This is a genomic window from Neolewinella maritima (assembly GCF_923081025.1).
Taxonomy (GTDB): Bacteria; Bacteroidota; Bacteroidia; order Chitinophagales; family Saprospiraceae; genus Neolewinella; species Neolewinella maritima.
In genome coordinates this window covers 147,060-172,097 of record NZ_CAKLPZ010000001.1, presented here as the reverse complement: position 1 = coordinate 172,097, position 25,038 = coordinate 147,060, and the positions used below count along the sequence as shown (strand labels likewise).

General features: G+C 61.8%; 26 protein-coding genes. 13 read left to right on the top strand and 13 right to left on the bottom strand.

Going from position 1 to position 25,038, the window contains the following annotated elements; translation table 11 throughout:
* Window positions 1–14: 14 nt before the first annotated feature.
* On the top strand, window positions 15–1,073 hold the full coding sequence (gene rlmN / locus MJQ68_RS00785; protein WP_238749064.1) for a 23S rRNA (adenine(2503)-C(2))-methyltransferase RlmN: 1,059 nt from the start codon (window positions 15–17) through the stop codon (window positions 1,071–1,073).
* Here rlmN and MJQ68_RS00780 read toward each other — a convergent pair whose 3' ends face one another.
* Complete coding sequence (locus MJQ68_RS00780) at window positions 1,074–1,556, bottom strand: hypothetical protein (RefSeq protein ID WP_238749063.1); 483 nt, start codon at window positions 1,554–1,556, stop codon at window positions 1,074–1,076. It lies immediately after the preceding gene.
* Between the two features lie 26 nt (window positions 1,557–1,582).
* Entirely contained in the window at window positions 1,583–3,970 is a 2,388-nt protein-coding gene (porZ, locus tag MJQ68_RS00775) for a type IX secretion system anionic LPS delivery protein PorZ (protein ID WP_238749062.1), read from the bottom strand.
* Window positions 3,971–4,227: 257 nt separating this feature from the next.
* Between porZ and MJQ68_RS00770 the strand changes: the two genes are divergently transcribed.
* A complete protein-coding gene (locus MJQ68_RS00770) occupies window positions 4,228–4,440 on the top strand; it encodes a cold-shock protein (protein ID WP_238749061.1) in 213 nt (70 codons plus the stop codon).
* Window positions 4,441–4,452: 12 nt separating this feature from the next.
* On the opposite strand, the gene MJQ68_RS00765 is transcribed toward MJQ68_RS00770, so the two are convergent.
* Window positions 4,453–5,112, bottom strand: coding sequence for a DUF2461 domain-containing protein (locus MJQ68_RS00765; protein ID WP_238749060.1), 660 nt, complete (start codon window positions 5,110–5,112; stop codon window positions 4,453–4,455).
* A 127-nt stretch (window positions 5,113–5,239) separates the two neighbouring features.
* On the opposite strand from MJQ68_RS00765, the gene uvrA reads away from it, so the two are divergent.
* The 3 genes from uvrA (at window position 5,240) to MJQ68_RS00750 (ending at window position 11,295) form a co-directional block, all read left to right on the top strand.
* Window positions 5,240–8,191 carry an excinuclease ABC subunit UvrA gene (gene uvrA / locus MJQ68_RS00760; RefSeq protein ID WP_238749059.1) on the top strand — a complete coding sequence of 984 codons (2,952 nt, stop codon included), beginning with the start codon at window positions 5,240–5,242 and terminating at the stop codon, window positions 8,189–8,191.
* Between the two features lie 12 nt (window positions 8,192–8,203).
* Complete coding sequence (locus tag MJQ68_RS00755; RefSeq protein ID WP_238749058.1) at window positions 8,204–10,408, top strand: ATP-binding protein; 2,205 nt, start codon at window positions 8,204–8,206, stop codon at window positions 10,406–10,408.
* A gap of 113 nt (window positions 10,409–10,521) precedes the next feature.
* Window positions 10,522–11,295, top strand: coding sequence for a LytR/AlgR family response regulator transcription factor (locus MJQ68_RS00750; protein WP_238749057.1), 774 nt, complete (start codon window positions 10,522–10,524; stop codon window positions 11,293–11,295).
* Window positions 11,296–11,300: 5 nt separating this feature from the next.
* Here the strand turns inward: MJQ68_RS00750 and MJQ68_RS00745 are convergent, their stop codons facing one another.
* The 7 genes from MJQ68_RS00745 to MJQ68_RS00715 all read right to left on the bottom strand — a co-directional run bounded on the left by MJQ68_RS00745 (window position 11,301) and on the right by MJQ68_RS00715 (window position 15,932).
* A complete protein-coding gene (locus MJQ68_RS00745; protein ID WP_238749056.1) occupies window positions 11,301–11,552 on the bottom strand; it encodes a carboxypeptidase-like regulatory domain-containing protein in 252 nt (83 codons plus the stop codon).
* Window positions 11,552–12,682 carry a trypsin-like serine peptidase gene (locus tag MJQ68_RS00740; protein ID WP_238749055.1) on the bottom strand — a complete coding sequence of 377 codons (1,131 nt, stop codon included), beginning with the start codon at window positions 12,680–12,682 and terminating at the stop codon, window positions 11,552–11,554. The genes MJQ68_RS00745 and MJQ68_RS00740 overlap by 1 nt, the downstream gene beginning before the upstream one ends.
* 11 nt (window positions 12,683–12,693) lie before the next feature.
* Window positions 12,694–13,011 carry a hypothetical protein gene (locus tag MJQ68_RS00735; RefSeq protein WP_238749054.1) on the bottom strand — a complete coding sequence of 106 codons (318 nt, stop codon included), beginning with the start codon at window positions 13,009–13,011 and terminating at the stop codon, window positions 12,694–12,696.
* Between the two features lie 2 nt (window positions 13,012–13,013).
* Window positions 13,014–13,592, bottom strand: a complete 579-nt coding sequence (locus tag MJQ68_RS00730; protein ID WP_238749053.1) for a hypothetical protein — start codon at window positions 13,590–13,592, stop codon at window positions 13,014–13,016.
* A gap of 23 nt (window positions 13,593–13,615) precedes the next feature.
* Window positions 13,616–14,359 (bottom strand): hypothetical protein, encoded by a 744-nt coding sequence (locus MJQ68_RS00725; RefSeq protein ID WP_238749052.1) that lies wholly within the window; start codon window positions 14,357–14,359, stop codon window positions 13,616–13,618.
* A 157-nt stretch (window positions 14,360–14,516) separates the two neighbouring features.
* Window positions 14,517–15,434, bottom strand: a complete 918-nt coding sequence (locus MJQ68_RS00720; RefSeq protein WP_238749051.1) for a sugar phosphate isomerase/epimerase family protein — start codon at window positions 15,432–15,434, stop codon at window positions 14,517–14,519.
* A 66-nt stretch (window positions 15,435–15,500) separates the two neighbouring features.
* Window positions 15,501–15,932, bottom strand: coding sequence for a hypothetical protein (locus MJQ68_RS00715; RefSeq protein ID WP_238749050.1), 432 nt, complete (start codon window positions 15,930–15,932; stop codon window positions 15,501–15,503).
* A gap of 115 nt (window positions 15,933–16,047) precedes the next feature.
* Between MJQ68_RS00715 and MJQ68_RS00710 the strand changes: the two genes are divergently transcribed.
* The 4 genes from MJQ68_RS00710 to MJQ68_RS00695 are packed head-to-tail and all read left to right on the top strand — an operon-like array spanning window position 16,048 to window position 18,236.
* Window positions 16,048–16,515: a DUF6428 family protein gene (locus MJQ68_RS00710; RefSeq protein ID WP_238749049.1), complete on the top strand. Its 468-nt coding sequence runs from the start codon at window positions 16,048–16,050 to the stop codon at window positions 16,513–16,515.
* A gap of 6 nt (window positions 16,516–16,521) precedes the next feature.
* Window positions 16,522–16,884: an ArsR/SmtB family transcription factor gene (locus MJQ68_RS00705; protein ID WP_238749048.1), complete on the top strand. Its 363-nt coding sequence runs from the start codon at window positions 16,522–16,524 to the stop codon at window positions 16,882–16,884.
* 1 nt (window position 16,885) lies between these two features.
* The gene (locus MJQ68_RS00700) at window positions 16,886–17,533 is read left to right on the top strand and encodes a DsbA family oxidoreductase (protein ID WP_238749047.1); all 648 of its coding nucleotides are present in this window, start codon (window positions 16,886–16,888) and stop codon (window positions 17,531–17,533) included.
* Window positions 17,534–17,546: 13 nt separating this feature from the next.
* The gene (locus MJQ68_RS00695; RefSeq protein WP_238749046.1) at window positions 17,547–18,236 is read left to right on the top strand and encodes a haloacid dehalogenase type II; all 690 of its coding nucleotides are present in this window, start codon (window positions 17,547–17,549) and stop codon (window positions 18,234–18,236) included.
* On the opposite strand, the gene MJQ68_RS00690 is transcribed toward MJQ68_RS00695, so the two are convergent.
* Window positions 18,233–18,718, bottom strand: a complete 486-nt coding sequence (locus MJQ68_RS00690) for a flavodoxin family protein (protein WP_238749045.1) — start codon at window positions 18,716–18,718, stop codon at window positions 18,233–18,235. The two genes, MJQ68_RS00695 and MJQ68_RS00690, sit on opposite strands and share 4 nt — an antisense overlap.
* 303 nt (window positions 18,719–19,021) lie before the next feature.
* On the opposite strand from MJQ68_RS00690, the gene MJQ68_RS00685 reads away from it, so the two are divergent.
* A complete protein-coding gene (locus MJQ68_RS00685) occupies window positions 19,022–20,038 on the top strand; it encodes a Gfo/Idh/MocA family protein (RefSeq protein WP_238749044.1) in 1,017 nt (338 codons plus the stop codon).
* Here the strand turns inward: MJQ68_RS00685 and MJQ68_RS00680 are convergent.
* Window positions 20,035–20,301 carry a hypothetical protein gene (locus MJQ68_RS00680; protein ID WP_238749043.1) on the bottom strand — a complete coding sequence of 89 codons (267 nt, stop codon included), beginning with the start codon at window positions 20,299–20,301 and terminating at the stop codon, window positions 20,035–20,037. The two genes, MJQ68_RS00685 and MJQ68_RS00680, sit on opposite strands and share 4 nt — an antisense overlap.
* Before the next feature lie 151 nt (window positions 20,302–20,452).
* On the bottom strand, window positions 20,453–21,349 hold the full coding sequence (era, locus tag MJQ68_RS00675) for a GTPase Era (RefSeq protein ID WP_238749042.1): 897 nt from the start codon (window positions 21,347–21,349) through the stop codon (window positions 20,453–20,455).
* Window positions 21,350–21,783: 434 nt separating this feature from the next.
* On the opposite strand from era, the gene MJQ68_RS00670 reads away from it, so the two are divergent.
* From MJQ68_RS00670 to MJQ68_RS00660, 3 genes are read left to right on the top strand one after another with little or no spacing between them, the layout of a single operon-like run.
* On the top strand, window positions 21,784–23,019 hold the full coding sequence (locus MJQ68_RS00670; protein ID WP_238749041.1) for a competence/damage-inducible protein A: 1,236 nt from the start codon (window positions 21,784–21,786) through the stop codon (window positions 23,017–23,019).
* A 55-nt stretch (window positions 23,020–23,074) separates the two neighbouring features.
* Window positions 23,075–24,421 (top strand): dihydrolipoamide acetyltransferase family protein, encoded by a 1,347-nt coding sequence (locus MJQ68_RS00665; protein WP_238749040.1) that lies wholly within the window; start codon window positions 23,075–23,077, stop codon window positions 24,419–24,421.
* The gene (locus tag MJQ68_RS00660) at window positions 24,418–24,969 is read left to right on the top strand and encodes a class I SAM-dependent methyltransferase (protein WP_238749039.1); all 552 of its coding nucleotides are present in this window, start codon (window positions 24,418–24,420) and stop codon (window positions 24,967–24,969) included. The genes MJQ68_RS00665 and MJQ68_RS00660 overlap by 4 nt, the downstream gene beginning before the upstream one ends.
* The last annotated feature ends 69 nt before the right edge of the window (window positions 24,970–25,038 follow it).

The window sequence follows — 25,038 nt, the reverse complement described above, 5'->3', positions numbered from 1 at the left end:
GCGTTGGGGAGGGTATGTCTGCAGTGATCGTCTCTACCCTTCCCGATATCCGTTCCCTTAGCCTGGAAGAGCTCACTTCGCAGCTCATCCTGACGGGGGAAAAGAAGTTCCGCGCCAAGCAAGTATACGAATGGCTCTGGCAAAAGGGGGCACGCAGCTTCGACGAGATGACCAACCTGTCCCTAGCCCTGCGCGAAAAGCTCTTTATGAGTTACCGGCTGCCGGTGATCGTGTTGGATAAGCAGCAGCGCAGCGCCGACGGCACCATCAAAAGCCGCTTCCGCCTGCACGACGGCCACCTGGTCGAGTCGGTCCTCATCCCCGTGGTAGCCGACGACCGCTTCACCGTCTGCGTATCCAGTCAGGTAGGCTGCAGCCTCAGCTGCACCTTCTGCGCTACCGGCCGTATGAAGCGGCTGCGCAACCTCACCGCCGCCGAGATCTACGATCAGGTCTACCTGGTCAACGAGCAGTGCCTGGAAACCTACGGTAAGCCCCTGACCAATATCGTCTACATGGGCATGGGCGAGCCCCTGCTGGCCTACCGCGAGGTGGTCGGTAGCATCGACCGCATCACCAGCCACACCGGATTGAATATGGCCGCCCGCCGCCTCACCGTCTCTACGGCCGGCATCGCCAAGATGATCCGCAAGTTGGCTGACGACGATACCAAGGTCAATCTCGCCCTCAGTCTCCACGCCGCCGACGACGTGAAGCGCAACGAGATCATGCCCATCAATGAATCCAATAATCTGGAGGCCGTCGTAGAGAGCCTCGAGTACTTCTACGCCAAAACCAAGAAGCGCATCGGCTTCGAGTACATCACCTTTCAGGACTTCAACGACGGACTCGACGACGCCGAGAAGCTCTACCGCATCTGCCGCCGGGTGCCCAGTATGGTGAATATCATCGAGTACAATCCCATCGACAACGCCCCCTTCAAGAAGTCTAGCGAGCACCGCATCGACGACTTCGCCACCTACCTGCGCGATCGCGGTATCATGGTCACCGTGCGGCGTAGCCGCGGCAAGGACATCGACGCCGCCTGCGGTCAACTGGCCAACAAAGAGTAACTAGACCCCCAGCGCCCGCTCCAGCTCTTCCTGCTTCCCGTCCTCATCGATCAGGTAGATCGGTAGGACCTGTTGCGTTCCATCACTGAGGTCCAGTACCAGGTCGCGCACTGAGGGCCGCGAGACCTTCACGATCCGATCCAGGTCGACCTCCTGCCGCCCGCTGAGCTGATCGAGGTCGTACACCAGCCGTCCGTCGGCAATGCGTACGTAGCGCTCGGGGGGCACTTCGCCGTCGGATCCGTTCGCGTGAGTATAGGTGGCGTAGGCGATCAGTCCACTCGCCACCAGGTATACCAGTCCCAGGATCAGTTGCCAGATCGGGTGGTCGTCTTCCCCGCCGGACCAGTGGGTGAAGTAAAGGTAGAGGGTATAGATCGCCGCGGCGAGCAGCAGCACGGCAGCCAGGTAAAATAGCGCGTGCAGCAAGCCGGTGGTGCGGGGATCGGGGGGCGTGGTGTGGAAGTCGTAGTCGGGTGTCACGGTAGCGAAGATACGCCGGGTATTGCCTAGCGGATGAACACGATCTTACCCACTGCCCCCTCGGGCTTTGCCTCCCCGATGAACTGCCCCTCGCCCGTAGAGGCGAACACGAGGTAGACCCCGCTGGTCACCCGCCGGCCGGTGTAGTCCGTGCCCGACCAGACAAACTGCCCGCCGGCCGCCTGCCCCTCCTGCACCAGCTTACCGCTCAGGTCGGTGATCTTCACCCTGGCGTTGCGGATCAAGCCATTGATGGCGATGGGGCCGGTATAGCCCGGCTCTACTGGGTTAGGGAACACTACCAGCTCGCGGAAGAAGGGCTCCGCCTCCGTGGCATCCCCGCGGTAGCTGATCACGCCGAGTTCGGTGCCGAAGTATACCGTGCCCGTCGTGGGGTCGATGGCGATACTCCGCACCACGTCGCCCAGTAGCGGACTGTTGCCCCGGTTGAAGTAGCGCAATTGCTCCCGGCCGTCGGAGGAGAGCAGGTACGCCCCGCCGTTGGTGCCCAGCCACTTACGGTTGCCTCCGTCTACGGCGATGGTACGGATCTCTTCGGTTTCGAGCAGGAAACTCCCGAAACCGTCCTCCCCCTCCACCCGGGGCAGCGTACCCGGACAGAGATCCTCGTCGAACACATCCAGACCACAGGCAAATACGATGATGCCATTCGCCGTACCGATCCATACCTCCCCCTTAACGTCGACGGCAATGCTGCGCGTTTCATTGGTGGGCAGGTTGTTGCCGCTGCCCGCCGTGATGGTGCGGCAGCGGTCGTCGCTGGGATCCATGGGCGTGCCGTTGGGATCGATGACGGTGATGCCGCCGTTGGCCCCGCCCCGGTGAATGACCCAGACGTAGCCCGCCTGATCGACCGCGATATCGATGGCGATATTCAGGCCGCAGTCCTGGCCCAGCGCGGCCCACTGGCCGTCCGGACTCCGCACCGATACGATCCCGCTCTGGGTAGCCCGACTTACTGCTACGTAGGTAAATCCATCGGCATCGGTGGCCGCACCTGCCGCCCGAATACGACCGCTCCCGGCACCGGCGGCTAGTTGCAGGCTGGTGTTGGTCTCGTCGTACAGGCTGGCGGCCCCGTCCGTCCCGTCGATCTGGATCACCCCCTCGAAGAAGGAGCTCAGAAAGTGAATATCGTTGATCGGGTCGTAGTCTACATCGATGATCGTAGCTACGTCATCATCGCCGCCCCGGCTGCCGTCGCGGCCCCGGAAGGCCCCGGTATTGTTGATGTTGATGATGTCCCACGCCCCGTCCATCTGCCGGAACACCCCCTCGAAGTCATAAAAGGGCGTCGTATTCTCATCCAGTTGGCCGGGCGCGACCCATAGGGAACTACCGTCGTGGAGCAGGCGGTACACCTGGTCCTTCGGCGGACCGGGGAAGGTCATCCGCCGGCATTCCCCCGCCAGCGATTCCAGGTGGCGCACGGCGTAGGAATCGTCGCCGAACCAGATGCGGCCGTCGCTATCCTCCAGCGCGTAGTTCGTCCGGTCCGCGCAGTCGGGCAGGCTGCGGGCACTGCCGGATTCCTCCAGAGCGATCACAGCACCGTCGGCACAGGTACCGCCTGCACAGCGGTAGCCGACCAGCAGGCGGGTGGGTCCGCCACTCAGGTAGACCAGAGTATTCCCGGCCTGCGGTGTGTCGTAGAACGGCTTTCCCGTCACGGCTGTCGGGCTCCCACTCAGTCGCCACACGTCTTCATTCACCGCGAAGTAGAGCCGCTCCTGCCACACGGTGACCGCACTGCTACTGTAGTCACCCGGCAGGGCCTGGGCCGGACCCAGCAGCTCCCAGCGGGTGAAGTCATTCAGGTTGACGCCCGTGAGCGGCACGCGGTACAGGCCCTCCGGGGTGGCGGCGTAGATGCCTCCGTCGTGCTCGGCTACGGCATTGACGCGCAGTCCGGTGAAGGTGGTGAAGGTGAAGGTTTCGTCGTTCAGCGACAGGGCCGACACGCCGTAGCCCGCCGCGATGTACACCCGGTTATCGGCGCCGAAGGACAGGTCGTAAATACGCTTATCGCCGCTGAAGTTGAAGTTATCGATCTGCTGCAGGGTAGTGAAGCGGCCGTCGCGGTACAGGTCGATGGTACTGTTGTCGTACACGATCAGCAGCGTCTCGGTGGGCTGGTGGTACTTCACCAGACTGATGCGGCCGCCGGCTAGTCCCTCGGTACGCGTCAGGCGGGTGAAGCTCAGATCGGCCTTGTCGAGCAGGAACAGGGCGTTGCCGGTGGAATAGATGATGTCTTCGGCCGACTCCGTCACGTAGCGGCCGTAGCTGAAGGACTGCAGGCTGGTCCACTGCCCCAGGCTATCCCTTTGGGCGGTCAGGCAGCCGGCACTCAGGAGGAGGCTCAGGCACAGCAAAATATTGGGTAACGGCATGGGCTAAAGGTACGTAGGGGCGGGGCCGCCGGTGCGGTGGTTAGGGAAAAAGCAATGTCAAGGGGCTTACCCCCGCATAGGATACCCTAAGCCGTGGATCCGTTTTCGCCACGCTGGCGAGGGCAGAGCAGGCGGCCCAGCTACTCGATCTGGTTCGGTAGGAGGTCGCGGTACTGCATACCATAACGGAACACGCGCGCCGGGCCCCAGGGTTGAGCCTAGAGGCATTCGCCGCAGGTAGGGGTAGCTTTGGGCTCATGGACGACTACTCGCCGGGCATCATCGTGTTCTACCTTCCGGACAAGGGCTACGGCTACGTACGCCTGGCGGATACGCGGGAGGAATTCCACTTCCGGCGGCAGCACCTGCGGGTGGATAGCGTGCAGCGGGGCGACCGAGTACGCTTCATTCTACGGCAGGGGCGGCAGGGCTACTTTGCGGATGCGATCGAGCCGGCGGGGGTGGTGTAGGAAGCGCAGCGGCTACACCGTCAGCGCCTGCCGGAGGTAGGCGTTGAAGGGCTGCAGCTCCAGGTAGGCCCGTTCGACCAGGTCGACGAAGTGGTCGGAGGTCACCTCCTTGCGGCTGACGTCACGCATCACGGTGAAGTCCTTGCGGCGGAGCAGCTCGATGTGCGGGTGGTCGGCGGCGTAGCCCTGGGGGCTCGTCTTTAGTTTATTGGGGTCTTCGCTCAGCGGACCGAAGAAGTCCCGGAAGGATCGCTCGTTCAGGATGTCTAGGAGCCGTTCACCGTCGTAGTCGATGGCCTCGCGCAGGCTTTTGAGCAGTTGGGGGCCGGGGTTGCGTAGGCCGCCGGCGATGAAGGAGTGCTTGGGGGATACGTGGACGTAGATCATGGGTTCCTCGCCGCTGCTGCCCGGGCTGAAGCCGAAGTTGTCCTTATAGACCGGCCGATCGGGGTGGAACTTGCGGTTGTTGTTGATGCGCAGGATGGTGTCCTTCGGTGCGATCGTGGCGTAGGTGGGGTCGTGGGTGGCGAGCCGGTCGAGGATGGCCTGAATCTCGGCGAGCCAGATGTCCTTCGCTTCCTGGTAGGCGTCGCGGTGGGTGTCCATCCACGCTTTAGAATTGTTGGCCGCCAGGTCGCCGAGAAAGTGGTAGATCCTCCGTTTCTTGTTCATACGCCCGTAAACTACGCATTCCGGTAGCGGGCTGTCCTATCTCACTCGGCGTACAACGCCTCGACCTAAGTAGTTTTTAAAACAAGCTGTGTCAACCAATCGGGCCTTTCCCGACTTAGTACAACCTATGTCCGTACCCACGTCCACCGCACCCGCGCTCGCGCCCACCGCTAAAGACAGTAGCGCAGCTAAAACGACTTCTGACATTCCGCACACCGAGCGTTTCCTCACCGTCACCGGCGCCAAGGAGCACAACCTCAAGGACATCAACGTGGAACTACCACGCAACGAACTGGTGGTGATCACGGGACTGAGCGGCAGCGGCAAATCGAGCCTGGCCTTCGACACCATCTACGCCGAGGGGCAACGACGGTACATGGAGACCTTTTCGAGCTACGCCCGCCAGTTCATGGGCACGATGGAGCGGCCGGATGTGGAGCAGATTACCGGACTGAGCCCCGTGATCTCCATCGAGCAGAAGACAACCAACCGCAGTCCCCGCTCCACGGTGGGTACGGTGACGGAGATCTATGACTTCCTGCGCCTGCTGTACGCCCGGGCCGGCACCGCCTACAGCCACGTGAGCGGCAAGCCCATGCTACGCTACACCGAGGAGCAGATGTTGGAGCAGATCGCGGGTAACTACGACGGGCAGAAGATCGTGGTGCTGGCCCCCCTGATCCGCGGCCGCAAGGGCCACTACCGGGAGCTCTTCGATCAGGTGCGCAAGCAGGGCTACGTGAAGGTGCGCGTGGACGGCGAGATCCAGGACCTCACCGAGGGCATGCAGGTGAGCCGCTACAAGGTGCACGACATCGAGCTGGTCATCGACCGCATCAAGATGAGCGCCGAGCGGCTGGACCGCCTGCGGCAGGCCGTAGCCACCTCCCTGAAGATGGGCGAAGGGCTGGTGTTCATCCAGGACGCCGAGACCGGTGAGGTTGCCCCCTTCTCCAAGAACCTGATGGACGCCGAGAACGGCATTAGCTACGAGGAGCCGAGCCCGAACACCTTCAGCTTCAACTCGCCCTACGGCTACTGCACGAGCTGTAAGGGCCTGGGGCAGGTGAACAGTCCGGACATCACCAAGATCATCCCCGACCGCTCCAAGAGCATCAACAAGGGCGGGCTGGTGCCCCTGGGCGATAGCCGCGACAATACCACCTTCAAGCAGATCAAGGCCATCGCTAAGGCGGAGAAGTTCAAGCTCAGCGACCCCATCGAGAAGCTGCCCCCCGAGGCCCTGAACGTGATCCTCTACGGCCGCAAGACCAGCGGCCGCAAGAAGAAGAGCAAGTACGACAAGAGTGCCCACGACCTGGTCTGGGACGTAGAGCAGAACGGGCTGGTCAACATGATCGTGCGCTGGTACGAGGAGACGACCAGTGAGCGCATCCGTAGCTGGGCCGAAGAGTTCATGACCATCGACACCTGCCCCGACTGTGAGGGCGCGCGCCTGCGCCTGGAGGCCCGCCACTACAAGATCAAGGAGCACACCATCAGCGACCTGGCCCGTATGGACCTCGGCGAGCTCGGCACCTGGATGGAAACGGCCGAGGAGGGCATGGACGAGCGCACCACCCTGATCGCCACCGATATCTTGAAGGAGATCCGCTTCCGCCTGCAGTTTCTGCTGCACGTGGGGCTGGGCTACCTGAGCCTGGACCGCCCGGGCCGTACGCTCTCTGGCGGCGAGGCGCAGCGCATCCGGCTGGCTACCCAGATCGGCAGTCAGCTCACCGGTATCACCTATATCCTGGACGAGCCAAGTATCGGGCTGCACCAGCGCGACAACCAGCGGCTGATCCGCGCCCTGCGTGACCTGACCGACATCGGCAACACGGTACTGGTAGTGGAGCATGACAAGGACATCATGATGGCCAGCGACTACCTGCTCGACCTGGGCCCCGGTGCGGGCGTAAACGGAGGCTACGTAGTCACCGCCGGCATTCCCGCCGACTTCCTCAAGGCCGAAAACGCCGGCAGCATCACCAGTGACTACCTGGCGGGCAGAAAACAGATCGAGCTACCGGAGAAACGCCGCAGGGGCAACGGCAAGTTCCTGACCCTCAAGGGCGCAAAGGGCAACAACCTGAAGGGGGTAGACATCAAGATCCCCCTCGGCACACTGACCTGCGTGACGGGCGTATCGGGCAGCGGCAAGTCTACCCTGATCAACGAGACGCTCTACCCCATCCTCCGTCAGCACTTCTACAACTCGGTCAAGAAGCCGCTGGAGCACGGTCGGGTCTACGGGCTACAGCACATTGACAAGGTCATCGATATCGACCAATCGCCCATCGGGCGCACGCCGCGGTCTAATCCGGCTACCTACACCGGCGTGTTTACCGACATCCGTCAGCTATTCACCAAGCTACCGGAGGCGTTGATCCGGGGATATAAGCCGGGTCGCTTCAGCTTCAACGTGAAGGGGGGACGCTGCGAAACCTGCAAGGGCAGCGGCATGCGCACCATCGAGATGAACTTCCTGCCCGACGTAGAGGTGCAGTGCGAGAACTGCCAGGGTATGCGCTTCAACCGCGAGACGCTGGAGATCCTGTACAAGGGCAAGTCCATCACGGACGTGCTCAATATGAGCGTAGCCGAGGCGGCTGACTTCTTTAAGCCCATTCCGAAGATCTACCGGCGCATGAAGACGCTCAAGGACGTCGGCCTGGGCTACATCACGCTGGGGCAGCGGGCCACCACCCTATCCGGCGGCGAAGCTCAGCGGGTGAAGCTGGCCGAGGAGCTCAGCAAGCGGGACACGGGACAGACCGTCTACATCCTCGACGAGCCCACCACGGGGTTGCACTTCGAAGACATCAAGTACCTGCTCAAGGTGCTGCAAAAGTTGGTGGACAAGGGTAACACCGTGATCGTGATCGAGCACACTATGGACGTGATCAAGGTGGCGGACTACCTCATCGATATGGGTCCGGAGGGCGGTCGCGGCGGCGGAGAGCTGGTGGCCAAGGGTACGCCGGAGCAGGTCGCGGAGGTAGCAAAGAGCCATACCGGACGGTTTTTGCGGGTCGAGTTAGGACAAGCGGTTGGCATTTCGGACCCTACCGGGTAGTTTTACCGGTGAATGGAAGTTTTACCGAATTCACCGATCAAGGTGCAAGCATACGCGGTCGTACTGGTTATAGACCGCCCTACCCTGGTAATCACTGCGGCTAGTGCCAATACGCAAACCATCGGGTGGCGACAGGCCGACACCCTCATCGGTAATGGCCTGCGGCACTACCTGTCCGTGGAGACCCTAGGAAAGATCACCGCATTCACTCAGCATGCGGAGCCGGGGGTGGTTCCCCTGACGGCGCAGGATGGCTTTCCCGACCGCTCCCACCAGATCGTACTCTATCAGTTTGCCGAGGAGCTGGTGATCGAGATCGAGCCGCACCAGAACTGGCCGCACCCTGACGACTACGCCACCCGGCTAAATGACTTTACGCGACGGCTGGAGGATGCGGCCAACGTTGACGCCCTCCTGCAGTGCCTCTGTGACGGTATCGGCTACCACTTCGGCTACGATCGGGTGCTCGCCCTACAATTCGATGAGCAGAATAACGGACTGGTCACCAACGAATTTGTGGAGTCCGGCACGGAAAGCTTTCTGCACGTACATTTCACTAGCGAGGACATTACGGCCTCCACCCGCTACAACCAACTCGTGGAATCGGTCCACAACTTTGCCGACTTCGATACCGCGATGGTAGAAATACGGGGGAGTTACGGACCGGCGGCCCGTGAGATGCTACGCCGGCACGCCGGTAGTCGGGAACCGAACGAAAACTTCCGCCAGTTTTTGCGGGATACCGGTATGCGATGTATCGGCTACGTATCTCTGGCGGTAGGGGGAGTCTTGAACGGCTCGATCTATATGCACAGTGACGAGCCCGTTTATATCGATTACCAGATGCGGACCTTTCTGTCCGTCGTAGGCCGGATCGCCCAACAGAAGCTGGGCTACCACATTTACTCCCGCACCCTGCGCCTGCGGCAGGCCGCCAACGTGGTGCGCGACCGCCTGTACGAGCATATCGTCAATTCGGAGCACCCCGCCGAGGGCCTTACCGGGGGCACGACCACCCTGATCGATCTGATCGAGGATACGCACGGGGCGGCCATCTGCGCGGATGAGCAACTCACCCTATTTGGCATCACCCCCAGCGAGGCGCAAACCGATGCGATCATTGATTGGATGAAGGGGTTTAACGGGGAGGAACGCCTGTACCACACCGACCGGCTCGGAGAACTCTACCCCGCCGCCAAGGCGTATCCGCAGCTGGCTGCCGGCATTCTTTTTCTGCCCCTCGACATATCGGCTAACCAGTGGATCGTATGGTTTAAACCCGAGGTTGTACAGACCATTGCCTACGGTAGCAGTACGGCCCCCCAAACAGCAGGAGGAAAACAGGACTACAGTACCTCCCGCCGCTTTTACGTACATAACGATACCCGCCATGGCTACTCACTCCCCTGGACGGCCGACGACATCGGTACGGCCGTGGCCTTGCAGGCCTTCATCAAGGAGGTAGTCATGCAGCGCTATGCCCGGGCGAAGCACAACAACGCCCTGCTCCAACAGGCGTATGACGATCTGGAAGTATTCAGCTATACGGTAGGGCACGACCTGCGGGCACCGCTGCGGGGCATCTCCAGCTTTGCCGAGATCCTGCGGACTGACTTCGCCGACACCCTCGGGGAGGAGGGCCTGAGCCACCTGCGGCTCATTCAGGACAATGCCAAGCGCATGCGCAACTTCATGAATGACCTGCTGGCACTCAGTCGCATCGACCGGGCCAGTATCATCATCAACGCCCACTCACTCAAAACCCTCGTGGAAAATGCTCTGCTGGATCAGGTCACTACGGCGGAGCCACCCTTCGAGCTGATCGTTCACGAAGATATGCCTCCCCTGCACGGCGACCGCAGTCACCTACAGACGGTAGTCAATAACCTACTATCGAACGCCATCAAGTACTCGGCCGCCAGGGAGACGCCCCGTATTGAAGTAGGCTGCACCGGCACCGGTCGCGGTGGCTACCCGGTCTTCTTTGTCGAGGATAACGGTATTGGCATACCGCCCGCACACCGCGATCGGATATTCGATCTCTTTACCCGCGGCGGCAACGTCGGCGATCTACCGGGTACCGGCATCGGGCTGGCCCTGGTCAAGCGTGTACTTTCCTTCCACGAAGGGGATATCTGGATCGAGCCATCAACACCGACGGGCACCCGTTTTTTATTCTATACGGGGGTACAAGCAGTTAGCTATGCGGATAATTGAATTATAAATAGCGTACTAATCGCTTATCTGCCCGTTGTAACGTATTTTAATGCTGCGGTATAAACCCGTGATGGTGCCTATTTCGTCACTATCTACAGTGCCTGACTTACCGTATGCCTCTCGTTTCGACACCTGCCCTGCCGGGAGCGGCTGACTGGGTCGCCGTTCTTGATTCCGACCGTCGGGCCGCCCGACGCCTGCGGACGAAGTTGCGTGCTTACTGGCCGGACTGCTTCCGCTACCGCAGTTTTTCTACCCTCAGCCGCTTTCTCGGGGCAGCCCGTTGCCACCCGCCGCGCCTGGTATTCATCACTACTACCCTGTTCGGTTATCCGTCCGGTGGGCTGTGTACCGCGCTGCCGGAGGGTGCTCCTACGGTCGTACTGACCAGCGCAGTACGGGAGCCGGACGTTCCTCCCCTGCGGATCACGGACCAGTGTTACCTCATCGCCGCGGGTGCCACCCAACCCGTACTGCACGAGCTGGTGCAGCAGGTCGGTAGCGAACTGAAGCCGCCGGGTACCGAACCGATCGAGCAGGGCACCGAGTCCCCGCCCCACTACCTCGCGCTGGTGAGCCAGGAGGGTATCCGCTACGTACGGGCCAGCGAGATCGTGTACCTGCGTGCTGACAGCAACTATACCACCGTGCACATACTGGGAGAGGAGACCCGGGTGGTCTGCCGTTCCTTACGGGAGTTCGATGCTCTGCTGGCTCCCTGGGGGTTCCTGCGGGTCCATCAGTCTTACCTGATCAACCCCGCCTACGTGCGCGAGTACCTACGCAAGGACGGGGGGAAGATCCTGCTGGCCGAGGGGGGGGAAGCCTTACTCGCCCGCAGCCGGCGGGAGAGTTTCTTCCGGGCCATGCAGGATTGGTGCTACTGACCGGCCTAGCGGTTGATCCGGATGGTGAGACTGGCCGTGGGACGGGGCACGGTGAAGTCTACCGCTTCGCTGATGCCGTCGACCGTGACCTGTAGCCGGTAGCTACCGTTGGGAAAGTCGTCGAGGTAGAAGCGGCCCGCATGGTCGCTCAGCATGGCGATGTCGGGTACGGGGGCCGAAGCGCGTACGATGGATAGCGTAGCGTCCGCCACCGGCGCACCGTACTGATCGACCAGTTTGCCGTTGATCGTCTGCATCAGCGACCCTCCCTGGCCCAGCGACGCAGATTGGCCTTTACCGAGCTATTGATACGCGTGCCGGCATTGCCGCTCATGCTACCGCTGGTGTGTATACCCACGGCTACCCGTAGTCTGCCGCGGCGGTAAAAGACCGGTGATCCGCTCTGTCCGCCCGCGGTATCGATCTGGTAGGTGAGTCGCTTGCTGGTGATGCGGGAGATACGCCGGGCGTGGTACCACTGCGTCTTGCCGCCCTTGTCGCCGGGATAGCCACAGATGTTGACGTACTTGCGCAGCATGATCCGGTCGGGCACGCTAGCGTAGCGGAAGGTTCCCGTCCTACGGCCCAGCGGGTGGCTTTTGGGCAGGATGATGGCTCCATAGTCGTAATCGCGCGACTTACCCTTTACCCACCCCCGCACGGAGCGGAAGGCGGTAGCCCGGGCACTGCCGTAGGGTTTGCTGGTATTATTCATACCGGGGGTCACCTGGATCGACTTCGCCCACCCGCCGGCACCGTGCAGGTACACGCAGTGGCCAGCCGTGATGACGGTACGTGGACTGACCAGCCATCCGGTACCGACGTAGCGGCGGCCGTTCTTTGCCTCGATGCTGAGTTGTACGATCGCGCGGTAGGGGAAGGGGCGGGTGTTGCGCACTTGCTTGCGGTCGTCCCGGCCGATCACCACCTCCTGTACGACATCCTCACCGGGGAAGCTAGCTATGTAGGCCTCGGCCACTTTCTGCTCATCGCCAATAATGCTTATCCGGCCTTCGTCGGACTGGTATTCGCCGCCGCCGCCGCCACTGTCGCCGCCATCATCGTCGAATTCATCGAACCCACCGTCGAACTCCTGGTAGTCCTCCCCTTCGGTATCCGAAAACTCGTAGGAGCCGTCCGAGGAGTCGAAATCTTCCAGTCCGGAGTCGTCGCCGGATTGATCGCCGCTGCTGCTGCCACCGGCCTCCTGCAGCTGTTCGAGCCCGAGTGCTTCCAGGGTATCGGTGTCGCCGGATTCGGCACCGCTGCCGGAATCCTGGGCGGTGAACTCCTGCGTGCCGCTGTCGTCGTATTGTTCGCCGGATGATCCGCTGCTGACCGCAACGTGGCCGTTGCCGTTGTCGGAGTAAGTAGTCTGCTGTGCCATAGTGAAGGTATTTAGGAGGCGTTAGTAGGTGTGGGAGTGGAGGTATGTTTCTGCGCAGCCTTCGTTTTGGTCGAGCTACGTTCGCTGCGGTACGGTTCGGGCTTCGGCTCCTTCTTTGGCTTACCGCCGCCGCCAGCGCCGCCGCCGCCGAAGGCACTGCGTTGCAGGAGTAGCAGCATCAAAGGATTACACTGCCGCTGGCTCATCAGGAGCAGGGGCAGCAGGGCACGGCGTTTGGTGGTGCCGCCCTTCATGCGGGTCAGGAGGAGTAGGAGCAGGAGGTTCTGGTCGGTCCGGCAGTCGGATTGCCGGGGCTGGGTACGTGCCATGACTAGCAGTTGTTGATCAGCGAGAAGAGCAGCAGGGTGGACAGGGTGTCGTCCTCGCCTTTTTTATTATCCTGACTCAGCAAGAGAAAGGGAAGCAGGGCCTGCATGGAGTCGGACTTTCCGTTGCCTCCACCGCCCAGCATGCCGCCGCCCTGTCCGAGCAGTTGCAGGAGTAGGACGGACTGCTTGTCGAAGCTGCTGTGCTCCACCCGCTGGGCCTCGTCGTCCCCTTCGTACTGGATGGAACCCAGCTGGGGCAGGTCGAACAGTTGGGCCATGAGCTGGCTCTGCTGCATGCGCGAGGTGGTGCCTTCCAGCTCCTTGAGCCGGCGGGCCAGGTTGGCCGGGGTGCCCGCACTGCGGCTGATCCGTGAGAGGTGCTTGTGCAGGTGGTTCATCTGTTGCTGTAGCCGCTTCACCGAGCGGATCAGTCTTTTGCTACTGCGCTTGGGTTTTGCGGCTTCCAGTCCACCGCCGTCGAACTCATCGTAGGCTTCGGCGTAGCCCTCGTAGGCGTCGTAGGGATCCGTCTCGTAGTCTAATTGGGCGGTAGCGTATTCGTCGTTGTTATAGTATGGCATGGCCAGGTGCGTTTAGGGGTGATTTAGTAGTATTCATCGGCGTAGGCATCATCGGCTTCGGCCCAGTCGGATTCGTCATCGAACTCGTCAAAGCCCTCTACCTCGTAGTCATCGAATTCCGTGTCGTAGGCTTCTTCCAGCACCATCTCCGGACCGTACAGCTTATTGAGGCCAGCCTCGAGGTCCTGGCCCATCTCGCCGCTTTCGTTGCCCATACTGGTCGATAGGGAAGAGCCGTTACCGGACTTCCCGCCACCCCCGCCGAGCAGCTTGAGCAGGTTGACGAATTCCGACAGATTGATCTCGGTGAGTTCCCGGCGGCCGCCACGACGCCGCACGTGGCGGATCTTGGTGCGGCCGATGCGGCGCGGACTGAGGCGATTGAGCAGGTTGCCAGCCAGCAGGCGCTTGAGCCGCGGGTCGTTCATGAGCTTCAGCAGGTGGCTGATACGCCCGCGGCTGCCGGAGACGCGGCGGCGGCGGTAGCGTGGCTTGCGGCGGCGGCGGCGGCCACCCCGGGAGATCGCTCCGCCGATCTTCTTGACGCCCCAGCTGATGGCTTTACCGATAAAGGGTGTGGCGATACTGGCCAGGGCGCCGAAGAATTCGTCGCGCTCCTCGGCGCTCATGCGCTCCAGGGCGGGGTTGACCGCGGCGTCCAGTTCCTGATAGGGGGCGTCCTGGTACTGCTCGTCTACGACCTGCCGCAGGGCCTCGTAATATTCGGAAGCGGAAAGGCCATAGCTCTCCAGTACTTCGTTGTTCATAGTGCGCAAATTTGCGGGTGAATAGGATGCTCCCTAAGGTATACCCCATTCATGCGCTATGTAGCGACACTATGTATTCGGTAGGCTCGGCCCCGTATTCGGTCGCCTCAGTCGGGTATTTGGTGTATACCCCGCAACCTGCGTGCCCCGCCCGCTACTAAGCGAACTTCAGCTGCTTCAGGTAGTCTGCTCCCGCGCGGGCACTCCGTAGCGGAGTAGAGTTTTCGTACTCCTCCTGCTCCAGAATGTAGTATTCCATGCCCTGCTCCGCGGCCACCTTCAGGATACGGGGGAAATCGATGGAGCCCATCCCGAGGTTGACGCTGGCCTCGTGGTCTTCCAGCGGGGCATCCTTCTTGCGGTCCTTGACGTGGCAGAGCCGCCACTTGCCGGGGTAGCGCTCGAGCCACTCCACGGGATCGGCCCCGCCGGTGACGACCCAGTAGATATCCATCTCGTACTCGACCGTATCGTCGGTGCGGTCCATCAGGTAGGCCTGCGGCACGATACCATCCACCTCTTCGAAAGTATAGGCGTGGTTGTGGTAGGCGAACTTGATGCCCGCCTCGCGGCAGGTCTTGCCGGCGGCATTGAACTGCTCTACGATGGTCTGCCAGCCGGCCTGTCCGTCCTGGGCCCCCACGTAGGGGCACACCGCGTAGGCCGTACCGATACTGGCCAGCTGGGCCGCCTTTTCGGCCAGGTTCTCGTTGATATTAACGTGGCAGCTGACCATGCTCAGGCCCAGCTCGTCGCAGTAATCCTTCCACTCCTGAGCGGTCATGCCCCAGAACATACCCTGGTCGCCTTCGTAGCCTTCGATCTGGGTGTAGCCCATGTCGGCGACCTGCTTCAGGGTACCCTTCGGATCGTCGGGTAGCAAATCGCGCAGGGTGTAGAGCTGGAGGCCGAAGCTGCTCAGGCTACCGGCTGCGGTGGTGACTTCGTCGGTACTGGCTTCGGCGTCTTCGTCGGCTACCTTTGTCTCGCCGGCGCAGTGCAGGAGTGGCAGGAAAACGGTGGCGGCGGAAAGCTGGCCGCCGAGGCGGAGAAAGGTGCGGCGGGAGTAGGTCATGGCGGAAGTGGCTTGATCGTTAGACCCATCAATGTACTCGTAATCTGAGAAAAGCCGGTCGCGCGGTCAGACGGACGGGCGGGGCCGCAGGTGCCGTAGGCCGAAGCCAATCAGGCTCAGGCTACCAATGGGTATGTAGAGCAGGGCCGCAGCGAGGTACATCTCGTCGGTGCCCTCCGTGGCGAAGATGTAGGTGAAGGTGCAGACGGCAAAGAGCAGTTGGGCCTTAAGGGTAGCTAGCAGCAGTTGCATGGCCGACAGACCGCGTCGATGCAGTACGTACCGCGTGATAAGTAGCGCCACCAGGGCGGGCAGCGAGCATGCGAAGCTGAAGCCCGCCGGCCAGATGCTCAGATACAGCATCTCCAGCAAATCCCAGTCTTCAGCCCCTCCGTACCCACCAGTAAGGGAATTTAGGAGGCCGACTGACGGAAAGAAGAGTAGGCTGCCGAGTACGATGGTCGTCAGCCAGGCAGTGAGGATCGTCTTGGTGGTCATAGTACTTAAAGATAGGCGCTTCACGAGATTCCAGGTGTTAAATGCGGCACGATAGAACAATCCACCCTGATTAATCGTAATATTGCTATATAAGCATACATCAAAGCTACTACGCATGAAACTCTCCGAAGTAAAGGACTACCTGACCCAGCGGGATACTTTGCTCTTCACCCTACCCGATGGCACCCGCGTGCCCGCCCACTTTCACGTTACGGAAGTGGGGGAAGTGAGTAAGACCTTCATCGACTGTGGGGGTACGCTGCGCCGCGAACGGGTCGCCAACTTTCAGCTCTGGAACGCGGACGACTACGACCACCGTCTGCACCCCGGTAAGCTCGTCGACATCATCACACTGGCGGAGGACCGCCTGGGTCTAGCCGACCTGGAGATCGAGGTAGAGTACCAGGGCCCGGACACGATCGGCAAGTATGGACTGGCCGTGGACGCGGACGGTCTGGCACTGACCAGCCGGCAGACCGACTGCCTGGCCAGGGAAACGTGCGATATCTCACAGCCGGCTACCTCACTGACCAATCTCATCGCCCCCGGTAGCAGCTGTGCCCCCGGAAGCGGCTGCTGCTAGTACCCCATGGGAGTAACGAAACACGACAGCTACACCGCCGAGCAGAACCGCATCGCCGCCCTGTGCAAAGTGCTGGGCCACCCGGCGCGGATCGCCATCCTGCAGAAGCTGCTGGCTACGGATTGCTGCATCTGCCGCGACTTCACCGACGAGATCGATCTGGCCCAGCCCACCATCTCGCGCCATCTGCAGGAACTGAAGGCCGCCGGTCTGATCGCGGGCACTATTGAGGGTACCAGTGTGAGCTACTGCATCAATCCCGAGCGGTGGCGGGAGGTGTGGACGGTGCTTCAAAGCTTCCTATCGGTCGGTACAGAAGGAATAACCAGCTGCTGCGACGTAGCAGCCGAACAAGAACAAAGCAAGTAATATGTCAGATAAACTCAAGATCGATATCGTCTCCGACGTCGTGTGCCCCTGGTGCATCATCGGCTACCGGCGCCTGCAACGGGCCATCGCGGACCTTAAACTGGAAGACCAAGTGGAGATCGCCTGGCAGCCCTTCGAACTGAACCCCCAGATGCCTGCAGAAGGGCAACTACTGGAGGAGCACCTGCGGGAGAAGTACGGCTCTACCCCACTGGATCAGCAGACCATGCAACAGCGCATGACCGAAGCGGGCAATGAGGTCGGCTTCACCTTTAGCTACTACCCCGAGATGCGCATGGCCAACACCTTTGCCGCCCACGTATTACTGGAGTACGCTCAGGAACACGGCAAGCAGAGCGAGCTGCAGCTGCGCCTCATGACCGCTTTTTTCAGTGAGCGCAAGGATGTCTCCCAACGCGACGTACTACGGCAGGCCCTGCTCGAAGTAGGCCTGAACGCCGAAGACGCCCTGGCCAGACTGGACGACGAACCTGCCCGGCAGAAGGTGCGCGAAAAGCAGGCCTACTGGAAGCGCCTGGGCGTAAATTCCGTACCCACCATCGTCTTCAACCGCCAGAGTGCCGTGACGGGCGCCCAGCCGGTCGAGGTATTCAAGCAGGTCCTGAACGAACTGATGGCGGCAGCCTAGCAAACCACTTCCCATGCCCACACCCGACCGACCCAAGGTGATCTTCTTCGACGTGAACGAGACCCTATTGGACCTCGCCCCACTCAAGAAACGGATCACCGAAGTACTGGAAGGAAACGAGCAGCTCGTACCGCTCTGGTTCACCACTCTGCTGCAGTATTCGCTGGTCACTTCGTCGAGCGAACGCTACACATCCTTCGCCCACATCGGCGCGGCTACCCTGCAGATGGTGGCAGCTAATAACGACATCACGATCTCCCAGGAAACGGCCCGTAACACCGTGACCAGGGGGCTGCGGTCCTTGCCGGCCCACCCGGAGGTCAAGGATGCGCTGGCCCGTCTAAAAGCAGCTGGCTACACCCTCGTCACTCTCACCAACGGATCACAGGAGGAGGTCGATGCACAGTGTGCGTATGCAGGACTCACCAGCTACTTCACCGAGCGCCTGAGCGTCGAGGAGGTAGGCAAATTCAAGCCGTTCGCGGAGACCTACAGTTGGGCGGCCCGCCGCATGGGCGCGGCCCCCGAAGACTGTATGCTCGTAGCCGCCCACGGCTGGGACGTAGCCGGCGCACGCTGGTCGGGCTGGCGCGCGGCCTTTGTGGACCGGCCGGGGCAGCAGGTGTATCCGCTGGGCCCGGATGTGGAGATCGTGGCGAGCGATTTGCGGGGGGTAGCGGAGGTGTTGACGCAAGAAAGCTAGTGCCGACGCATCACTACAACCGTACCGTCCGGCTTCACGTAACCGTGCCAAGTATCGGTATACGTCATCCCCAGGTAAGCGGCGGTGAGGCGAAAGGGCTCGTAGAAGCCTAGGTTGACCTCGGCGTCATTGGCACAGGAGAGTACAGCTAGCTGCTTGCCGCGCAGCTGGCGACCCAGTTCTTTGTGGGTGGTCAGCAGGTCGGTGAAGCGGTCCAGGAAGGTCTTCATGCCCCCACTCATCGCGTACCAGTAGACGGGGCTGGCCAGGATGATGCGGTCTACGGGAAGCAGCCGGTCGCGGACGAGGGCGATGAAGGAATCGTCAGCGGGATAGTTGCCGGCGTAGTCGTAGGGATGGATGCGGTGGTCCAGGAGGTCTACCACAGGACAGTCCAACTGATCGGCGAGATGGCGCACGACCCGGCTGGTATGGCCGTTGGAGCGGGCGCTAGCCTGGAGGAGTAGGGTGTCATGGTTCAAGGCACCTGGTAGTTTGTTGCTAACACGTAAAGTATAACCTACTGTTAGCATTAATCTACACCTACAGATAGTACTGGCAGTGCAAATTCCTTTTTTATTATCCTTGGGCTTATCTGGTTGTATCACCGCAACGACGGAAAGGCCTACCGCAGAGGACGCGGAGAAACGCGGAGGCTAACGTACTCTTCCTCTGCGCCCCTCGGCGCACTCGGCGGTCCATAGTTAGTGCATGTGTCATCGGTCAAACCATTGAAAATTGTTACGGGCTAACTGGATAAGCTGTACCACCGTATGTTAGCCTTCATGCGCCCAATCCCCACCGCCATCATCGGCTTCGGCCTCTCCGGCCGCTACCTCCAGGCTCCCTTTTACCGTGCCCATCCGGGCTTCACCGTGCACCGCGTCGTGACCAGCCGGGCCGACGAGCTAGCCGAGGAGTTCCCAGACATGGAACCCACCACCGACCTGGAGACCGTACTGGCCGACCCCGAGATCCAACTAGTCAGCATCGCCACGCCCAACGCGACCCACTATGCCTTCGCCCGCGCGGCCCTGGAGGCCGGCAAGCACGTGCTGGTCGACAAGCCAGCCTGCGCTACAGCCGAGCAGTTGCGGGAACTACGTGACCTGGCTAGCCACAAGAACCTCCACCTATTCGTGTTTCAGAACCGGCGGTGGGACAGCGACTTCCTCACCGTCCGCCAGCTGCTCGACGCCGGCCACCTCGGCGAGCTGATCAACTACGAGGCCCGCTACGACCGCTGGAAGCCCGCCCCCAACGCCAAGGCATGGAAAGAAACCCCCGGCCCGGGCGCCGGCATGCTCTACGACCTCGGCGCCCACCTGATCGACCAGGCCCTCGCGCTCTTCGGCCGGCCCCTGGACGTACAGGGCTCCACCTGGACGCAGCGGGGCCACTCAGACATCCCCGATGCCTTCGACCTGCAGCTCACCTACGCCGCACCGCTGCGGGTAAGTCTGTCGTGCAGTCTGCTGGTCCGGGAGCCCACGCCCCGCTTCACCCTCCACGGCCGCCACGGCAGCTACGTCAAGTACGGAGTAGACGTACAGGAAGACCAGCTGCGGGCGGGCATGGCACCTGACGACACATCCTTCGGCACGGAGCCTACAGCACAGGACGGCATCCTCCACACGGAGCTGGACGGACTCACCTTCCGCGGTCCGCTCACCACCCTGCCCGGCCGCTGGACCGAGCTGTTCGATAACATGCAACGGGTGATCAACGGCACGGCGCAGCCGGCCGTACCGCTGGACGATGTGATCGCCCAGCTGGAACTCATCGAATCAGTAGCGGGCTAGCCGCGGGTCACGAAGGCGTAGTCCTTCGACATCCCCTCCGTATCGTAGGATAGGGCCTGCTGCCGCAGTTCGAAGTGATCGAAGAAGGTAGCCCAGCTCACCTCGCGAAACTTGTTGTCGCTCCGGTTCTCCGGCCAGATAATGGCCAGCGGCCGGCTATCGTTGGCGGTGGTGGCTTCTTCGATCACTCCGGGCACACCGTTGTGCTTGTTGGTCCATTCCTGGATGGCGGTGTGGTCGGTGGTGGTGGCGTTAGTCGGCAAGGGATCTAAATTTTGGTGACGCAACGATGCGTACCGCTGCAACGTAGCACGGTGGGAAGGAAGTTCACCGCACCTGCGTCCGCGGCCCTAATGCTGCCTGCCAAGCCGAAGGCGCCCTACCCGCGCAGCGGTCTAACCAGCCGAAGGCGCCCTACCTATCGTATCCAAACCGCTTCAGCCACACCTCGTCGTCGCGCCACTCCTCGCGGATCTTGACGTGCATTTCCAGGAAGACCTTGCGCTGCAGGAAGTCCTCCATGCGCCGGCGGGCGTTGGTGCCGAGCTTCTTGATACTGGCGCCGCCCTTGCCGATGAGGATAGGCTTCTGGGTCTTGCGGCTCACGTAGATGACGGCGCTGATGCGGGCCAGTTCGGCACCGTCCTTGGTCTGGGTCTCCTCGAAGGTCTCGATCTCGATCTCCACGCTGTAGGGGATCTCCTGGTGGTACTGCTCCAGGATCTGTTCGCGCAGCATTTCGGCTACGAAAAAGCGCTCGGAGCGGTCGGTGAGCTGGTCTTCGGGGTAGTAGACGGGGCCCTCCGGCAGCGTGGCCTTGATGGCGTCGAGCAGCTCCGGCACACCCGTACCGTCGCGCGCGGAAATGGCAAAGATGCGCTCCGGCTTCATCCACTTTTTGAACTGCCGCTCCAGGGTATTCACCTGGTTATCATCGACCAGGTCCAGCTTGTTAAACACCAGGAAGAGTGGCGTATCGAGGCGGCGCATTTTGGTCACCAGCAGGTCGTCCTCGGCGTACTGCTCCTGGGGGTCGATCAGGTAGAGCATCACGTCGGAGTCCTCGAAGGCGGAGTTAACGTAGGCGTTCATCTTCTCCTGCATCTTGTAGCCGGCCTCCTCGATGTAGCCGGGCGTATCGCTGAACACGATCTGGTAGTCCGGCTCGGTCAGGATACCGATGATGCGGTGGCGCGTAGTCTGCGGCTTGGCCGTAATTATACTCATCCGCTCACCGACCAGGGCGTTCATGAGGGTCGATTTTCCGGCATTGGGCCGACCGATGATGTTGACGAATCCACTCTTGTGCATGGGGTGAAGGTAGGGTTAGTTGAAGGGGTTAGGGGGTTAAGGGGTTAGGGAGTTAAGGGCGGGCGGGGTAGGTGTGGTAGGGGGGGGACAGGTGTGGTAGGGGGGACAGGTGTGGTAGGGGGGACAGGTGTGGTAGGAAGGGTAAGCGGGGTAGGTATGGTAGGTAAGACAGACTTAGCAGGTGTGACGGATGTGACGGATGTGACGCGCACGGCAGCTACGGTGATAGTGTTTACGCACAGCGCATACGGGCGCGGCCGCAGGTGCAACGCATCACCCAGACGAGCAAAGCGAGCATCCCCACCCTTAACCCCTTAACCCCCTTACTCCTTAACCCCTTGCCCTAACCCCTTAACCCCCTTACCCCTTAACCCCCTTACCCCTTAACCCCTTCAACCCTCAAGCACGTACCTTGCGCCACTAAAACGCACAACTTGCAGGCTACCATACTCACCGTAGGCGACGAAATACTGATCGGCCAGGTCACCGATACTAACGCCACCTACATGGCCGCCGCACTGAGCGAGGAGGGCATCACCGTAGTCGAGCACCTCAGCGTGGCCGATAGCCGGCAGGGCATCATGGGGGGGCTGGACCGTGCCCTGCAGCAGTCGGATCTGGTGCTGATGACCGGCGGACTCGGCCCTACCAAGGACGATATCACCAAGCGGGTGCTGGCCGACTACTTCGGCGGCGAGCTGCGCTTCCACAACCCTACCTGGAAGCGGCTGATCAAGCTCTATCAGCGCTACGGCCGCGAGCCCAACGAGACCCACCGCGCGCAGTGCCGCCTGCCCACCGGGGCCAAGATCCTGGTCAACGAACGCGGTACCGCCCCCGGCCTGTGGATGGAAAAAGAGGAGCAGGTGGTCGTGTCCATGCCCGGCGTGCCCTACGAGATGGCCTACCTCATGGAGCACGAGGTGATGCGCCGGCTCAAGCGCAAGAACTTCGACGCCGAACTGCTGCGCTCCGTCACCCTGCTCACCGCCGGTGAGGGCGAAAGCACGATCGCCGAGCGGGTAGAGCGCATCGAAGACGAGCTGCCCGAAAACATGTCCCTGGCCTACTTGCCCAATCTCGGTACGGTACGCCTGCGCCTGAGTGCCCGCGGCAACGACGAAGCCCTGCTGCAGAGCCAGCTCGACGAATACCGCAACCACCTCGAAGGCGCCCTGGGCGAGCTGGTCTACGGCTACGGCAAGGACGACCTGGCCTCCGTCGTAGGCCGCGCGCTACAGGCGCGCAAGCAGACCCTCGCCACGGCCGAAAGCTGCACCGGCGGCACCGTAGCGGAAATGATCACCGCCCACCCGGGGGCCAGTGCCCACTTCATTGGCGGCGTAGTGGCGTACTCCAACGAACTCAAGCAATCCCTGCTCGGCGTACCCGCGCCCGTGCTGCTGGATCACGGCGCGGTGAGCGAGGCCACGATCATCGCCATGGCCGAGGGGGCCTGTGAGCGGCTGGGGTCGGACTACGCCATTGCCACCTCCGGTATCGCCGGCCCCGGCGGCGGCACGGCCGATAAGCCCGTGGGTACGATCTGGATCGCCGTAGCTACCCCGGAGCGCACTATTACGAAGCTGCTCCGCTCCGGCAAGGACCGGCAGCGGAACATCACCTTCACCAGCCTGCAGGCACTCAACCTGCTGCGGCTGAATTTGTAGCTTTGCACACGCCCCCCCTGACCAACCACGTTTAACCCACCACCACACCGCCACCATGCCCCACGTCGAGCTCATCATGCCCAAAATGGGCGAAAGCATCATCGAAGCGACCATCCTGAACTGGACCAAGCAGGTCGGCGATACGGTGGAAGTAGACGATACCGTACTCGAGATCGCCACCGACAAGGTCGATAGCGAGGTGCCCGCCCCGGTGGCCGGCACCATCGCGGAGATCCGCTACGGGGTAGACGAGACCGTGGCCGTCGGCGAAGTCATCGCCCTGATCGAAACGGAGGTCGGCGCTACGGTGTCTGCCTCCCCGACCGTTGCTCCGGCTGACCCAGAACCGGCCCCAACACCACCGGCCGCTTCCGCTCCCGCAAAGGAGCCCGCAGCGGCCACCACAGCTACGGGGCCAGCAAAAGAAGAAAATTCGGAGAGTGGGCGGTTTTATTCGCCGCTGGTGCGTACTATTGCAGCTACGGAGGGCATCGGACAGACGGAGCTCGACCAGATCCCCGGCACGGGCAACGGCGGCCGGGTCAATAAACAAGACATACAGGCTTACCTGAAGCGGCGAGACAATCGCTTCATAACCGGTCCTGGCAAGGCTGCACCAACGGCTGGACTCCATGCGACAACCCTTCCCCCCCGCCCCCCTGTCGCTCCAGCTGGCAGTCTTGCCTCCGGTTCTTCCGAGCTCATCGAGATGGGCCGCATGCGCAAGCTCATCGCCGACCATATGGTCATGTCGAAGCGCACCAGCCCCCACGTCACCAGCTTCATCGAGGTAGACGTCACGGACCTGGTCAACTGGCGCGAGCGCGTCAAAAAAGACTTCCAACAGCAGCACGGGCAGAAGATCACCTACACCCCCGTGTTCATCGAAGCCGTGGCCAAGGCCATCAAGGACTTCCCGATGGTGAACGTCTCGGTCGACGGCGACCACATCGTCAAGAAGCACGACATCAATATCGGCATGGCTGCCGCCCTGCCCAGTGGCAACCTGATCGTACCCGTGATCCGCAACGCCGACCAGCTCAATCTGCTGGGACTAAGCAAGCAGGTGAACGACCTCGCAGCCCGCGCCCGCGCCAATAAGCTCAAGCCCAATGAGATTCAGGACGGCACCTTTACGGTGACCAACGTGGGCACCTTCGGCAACGTCATGGGCACCCCTATCATCAATCAGCCGCAGGTGGCCATCCTCGCCGTAGGCGCGATCCGCAAGAAGCCCGCCGTACTGGAAACGGAATACGGCGACGTGATCGCCATCCGCCAGCTGATGTTCATGAGCCTGAGCTACGACCATCGGGTAGTAGACGGCTTCCTGGGCGGCTCCTTCCTGCGCCGCATCGGGGACTACCTCGAGGCCTTCGACGCCCAACGTTCCGACGTATGAGCACCTTCTCGTTCCTTCTGGAAGGGCTGAAAAATATCGGTACCACCGGCACCATCACCCGCAGCGGTACCGCCCTGTGTAAGGCTGCCATCGACCGGATCGACTGGACCACCGCCCGCACCATCGTCGAACTGGGGGCGGGCGACGGCGTCATCACCCGGCACATTCTCGAGCGGCTACACCCCGAGGGGCGGGTGATCGCCTTCGAAGTAAGCGAAGACCTCTGCGACGACATGCGCGCCATCGGCGACCCACGGCTCGTGGTGGCCCAGGACAGTGCCGAACACATCCGCGCCTACCTGGACCGGATCGGCGCCGATAGGGCCGACCACATCGTCTCGGCCGTCCCCTTTGCCGCCCTGCCCCGGGAGCTCGGCGAGCGTATCGTCACGGCGGCCCGCGACAACCTTCGGCCCGGTGGCTGTTATAACCAGGTCCACTACAGCCTGAAGACTAAGGCGTACTACGAGCGCGCCTTCGGTACGGTCGAGGCGCGGCGCGTGTACCTGAACCTGCCACCGGCCTGGGTGCTGTACTGCCGCAGGTAGCGTTAATTGTCCGGTCACGAAGAACTGAATGGGTGGATTTATGCGTTTCGTCCCCGTCTTCCGTCCCGT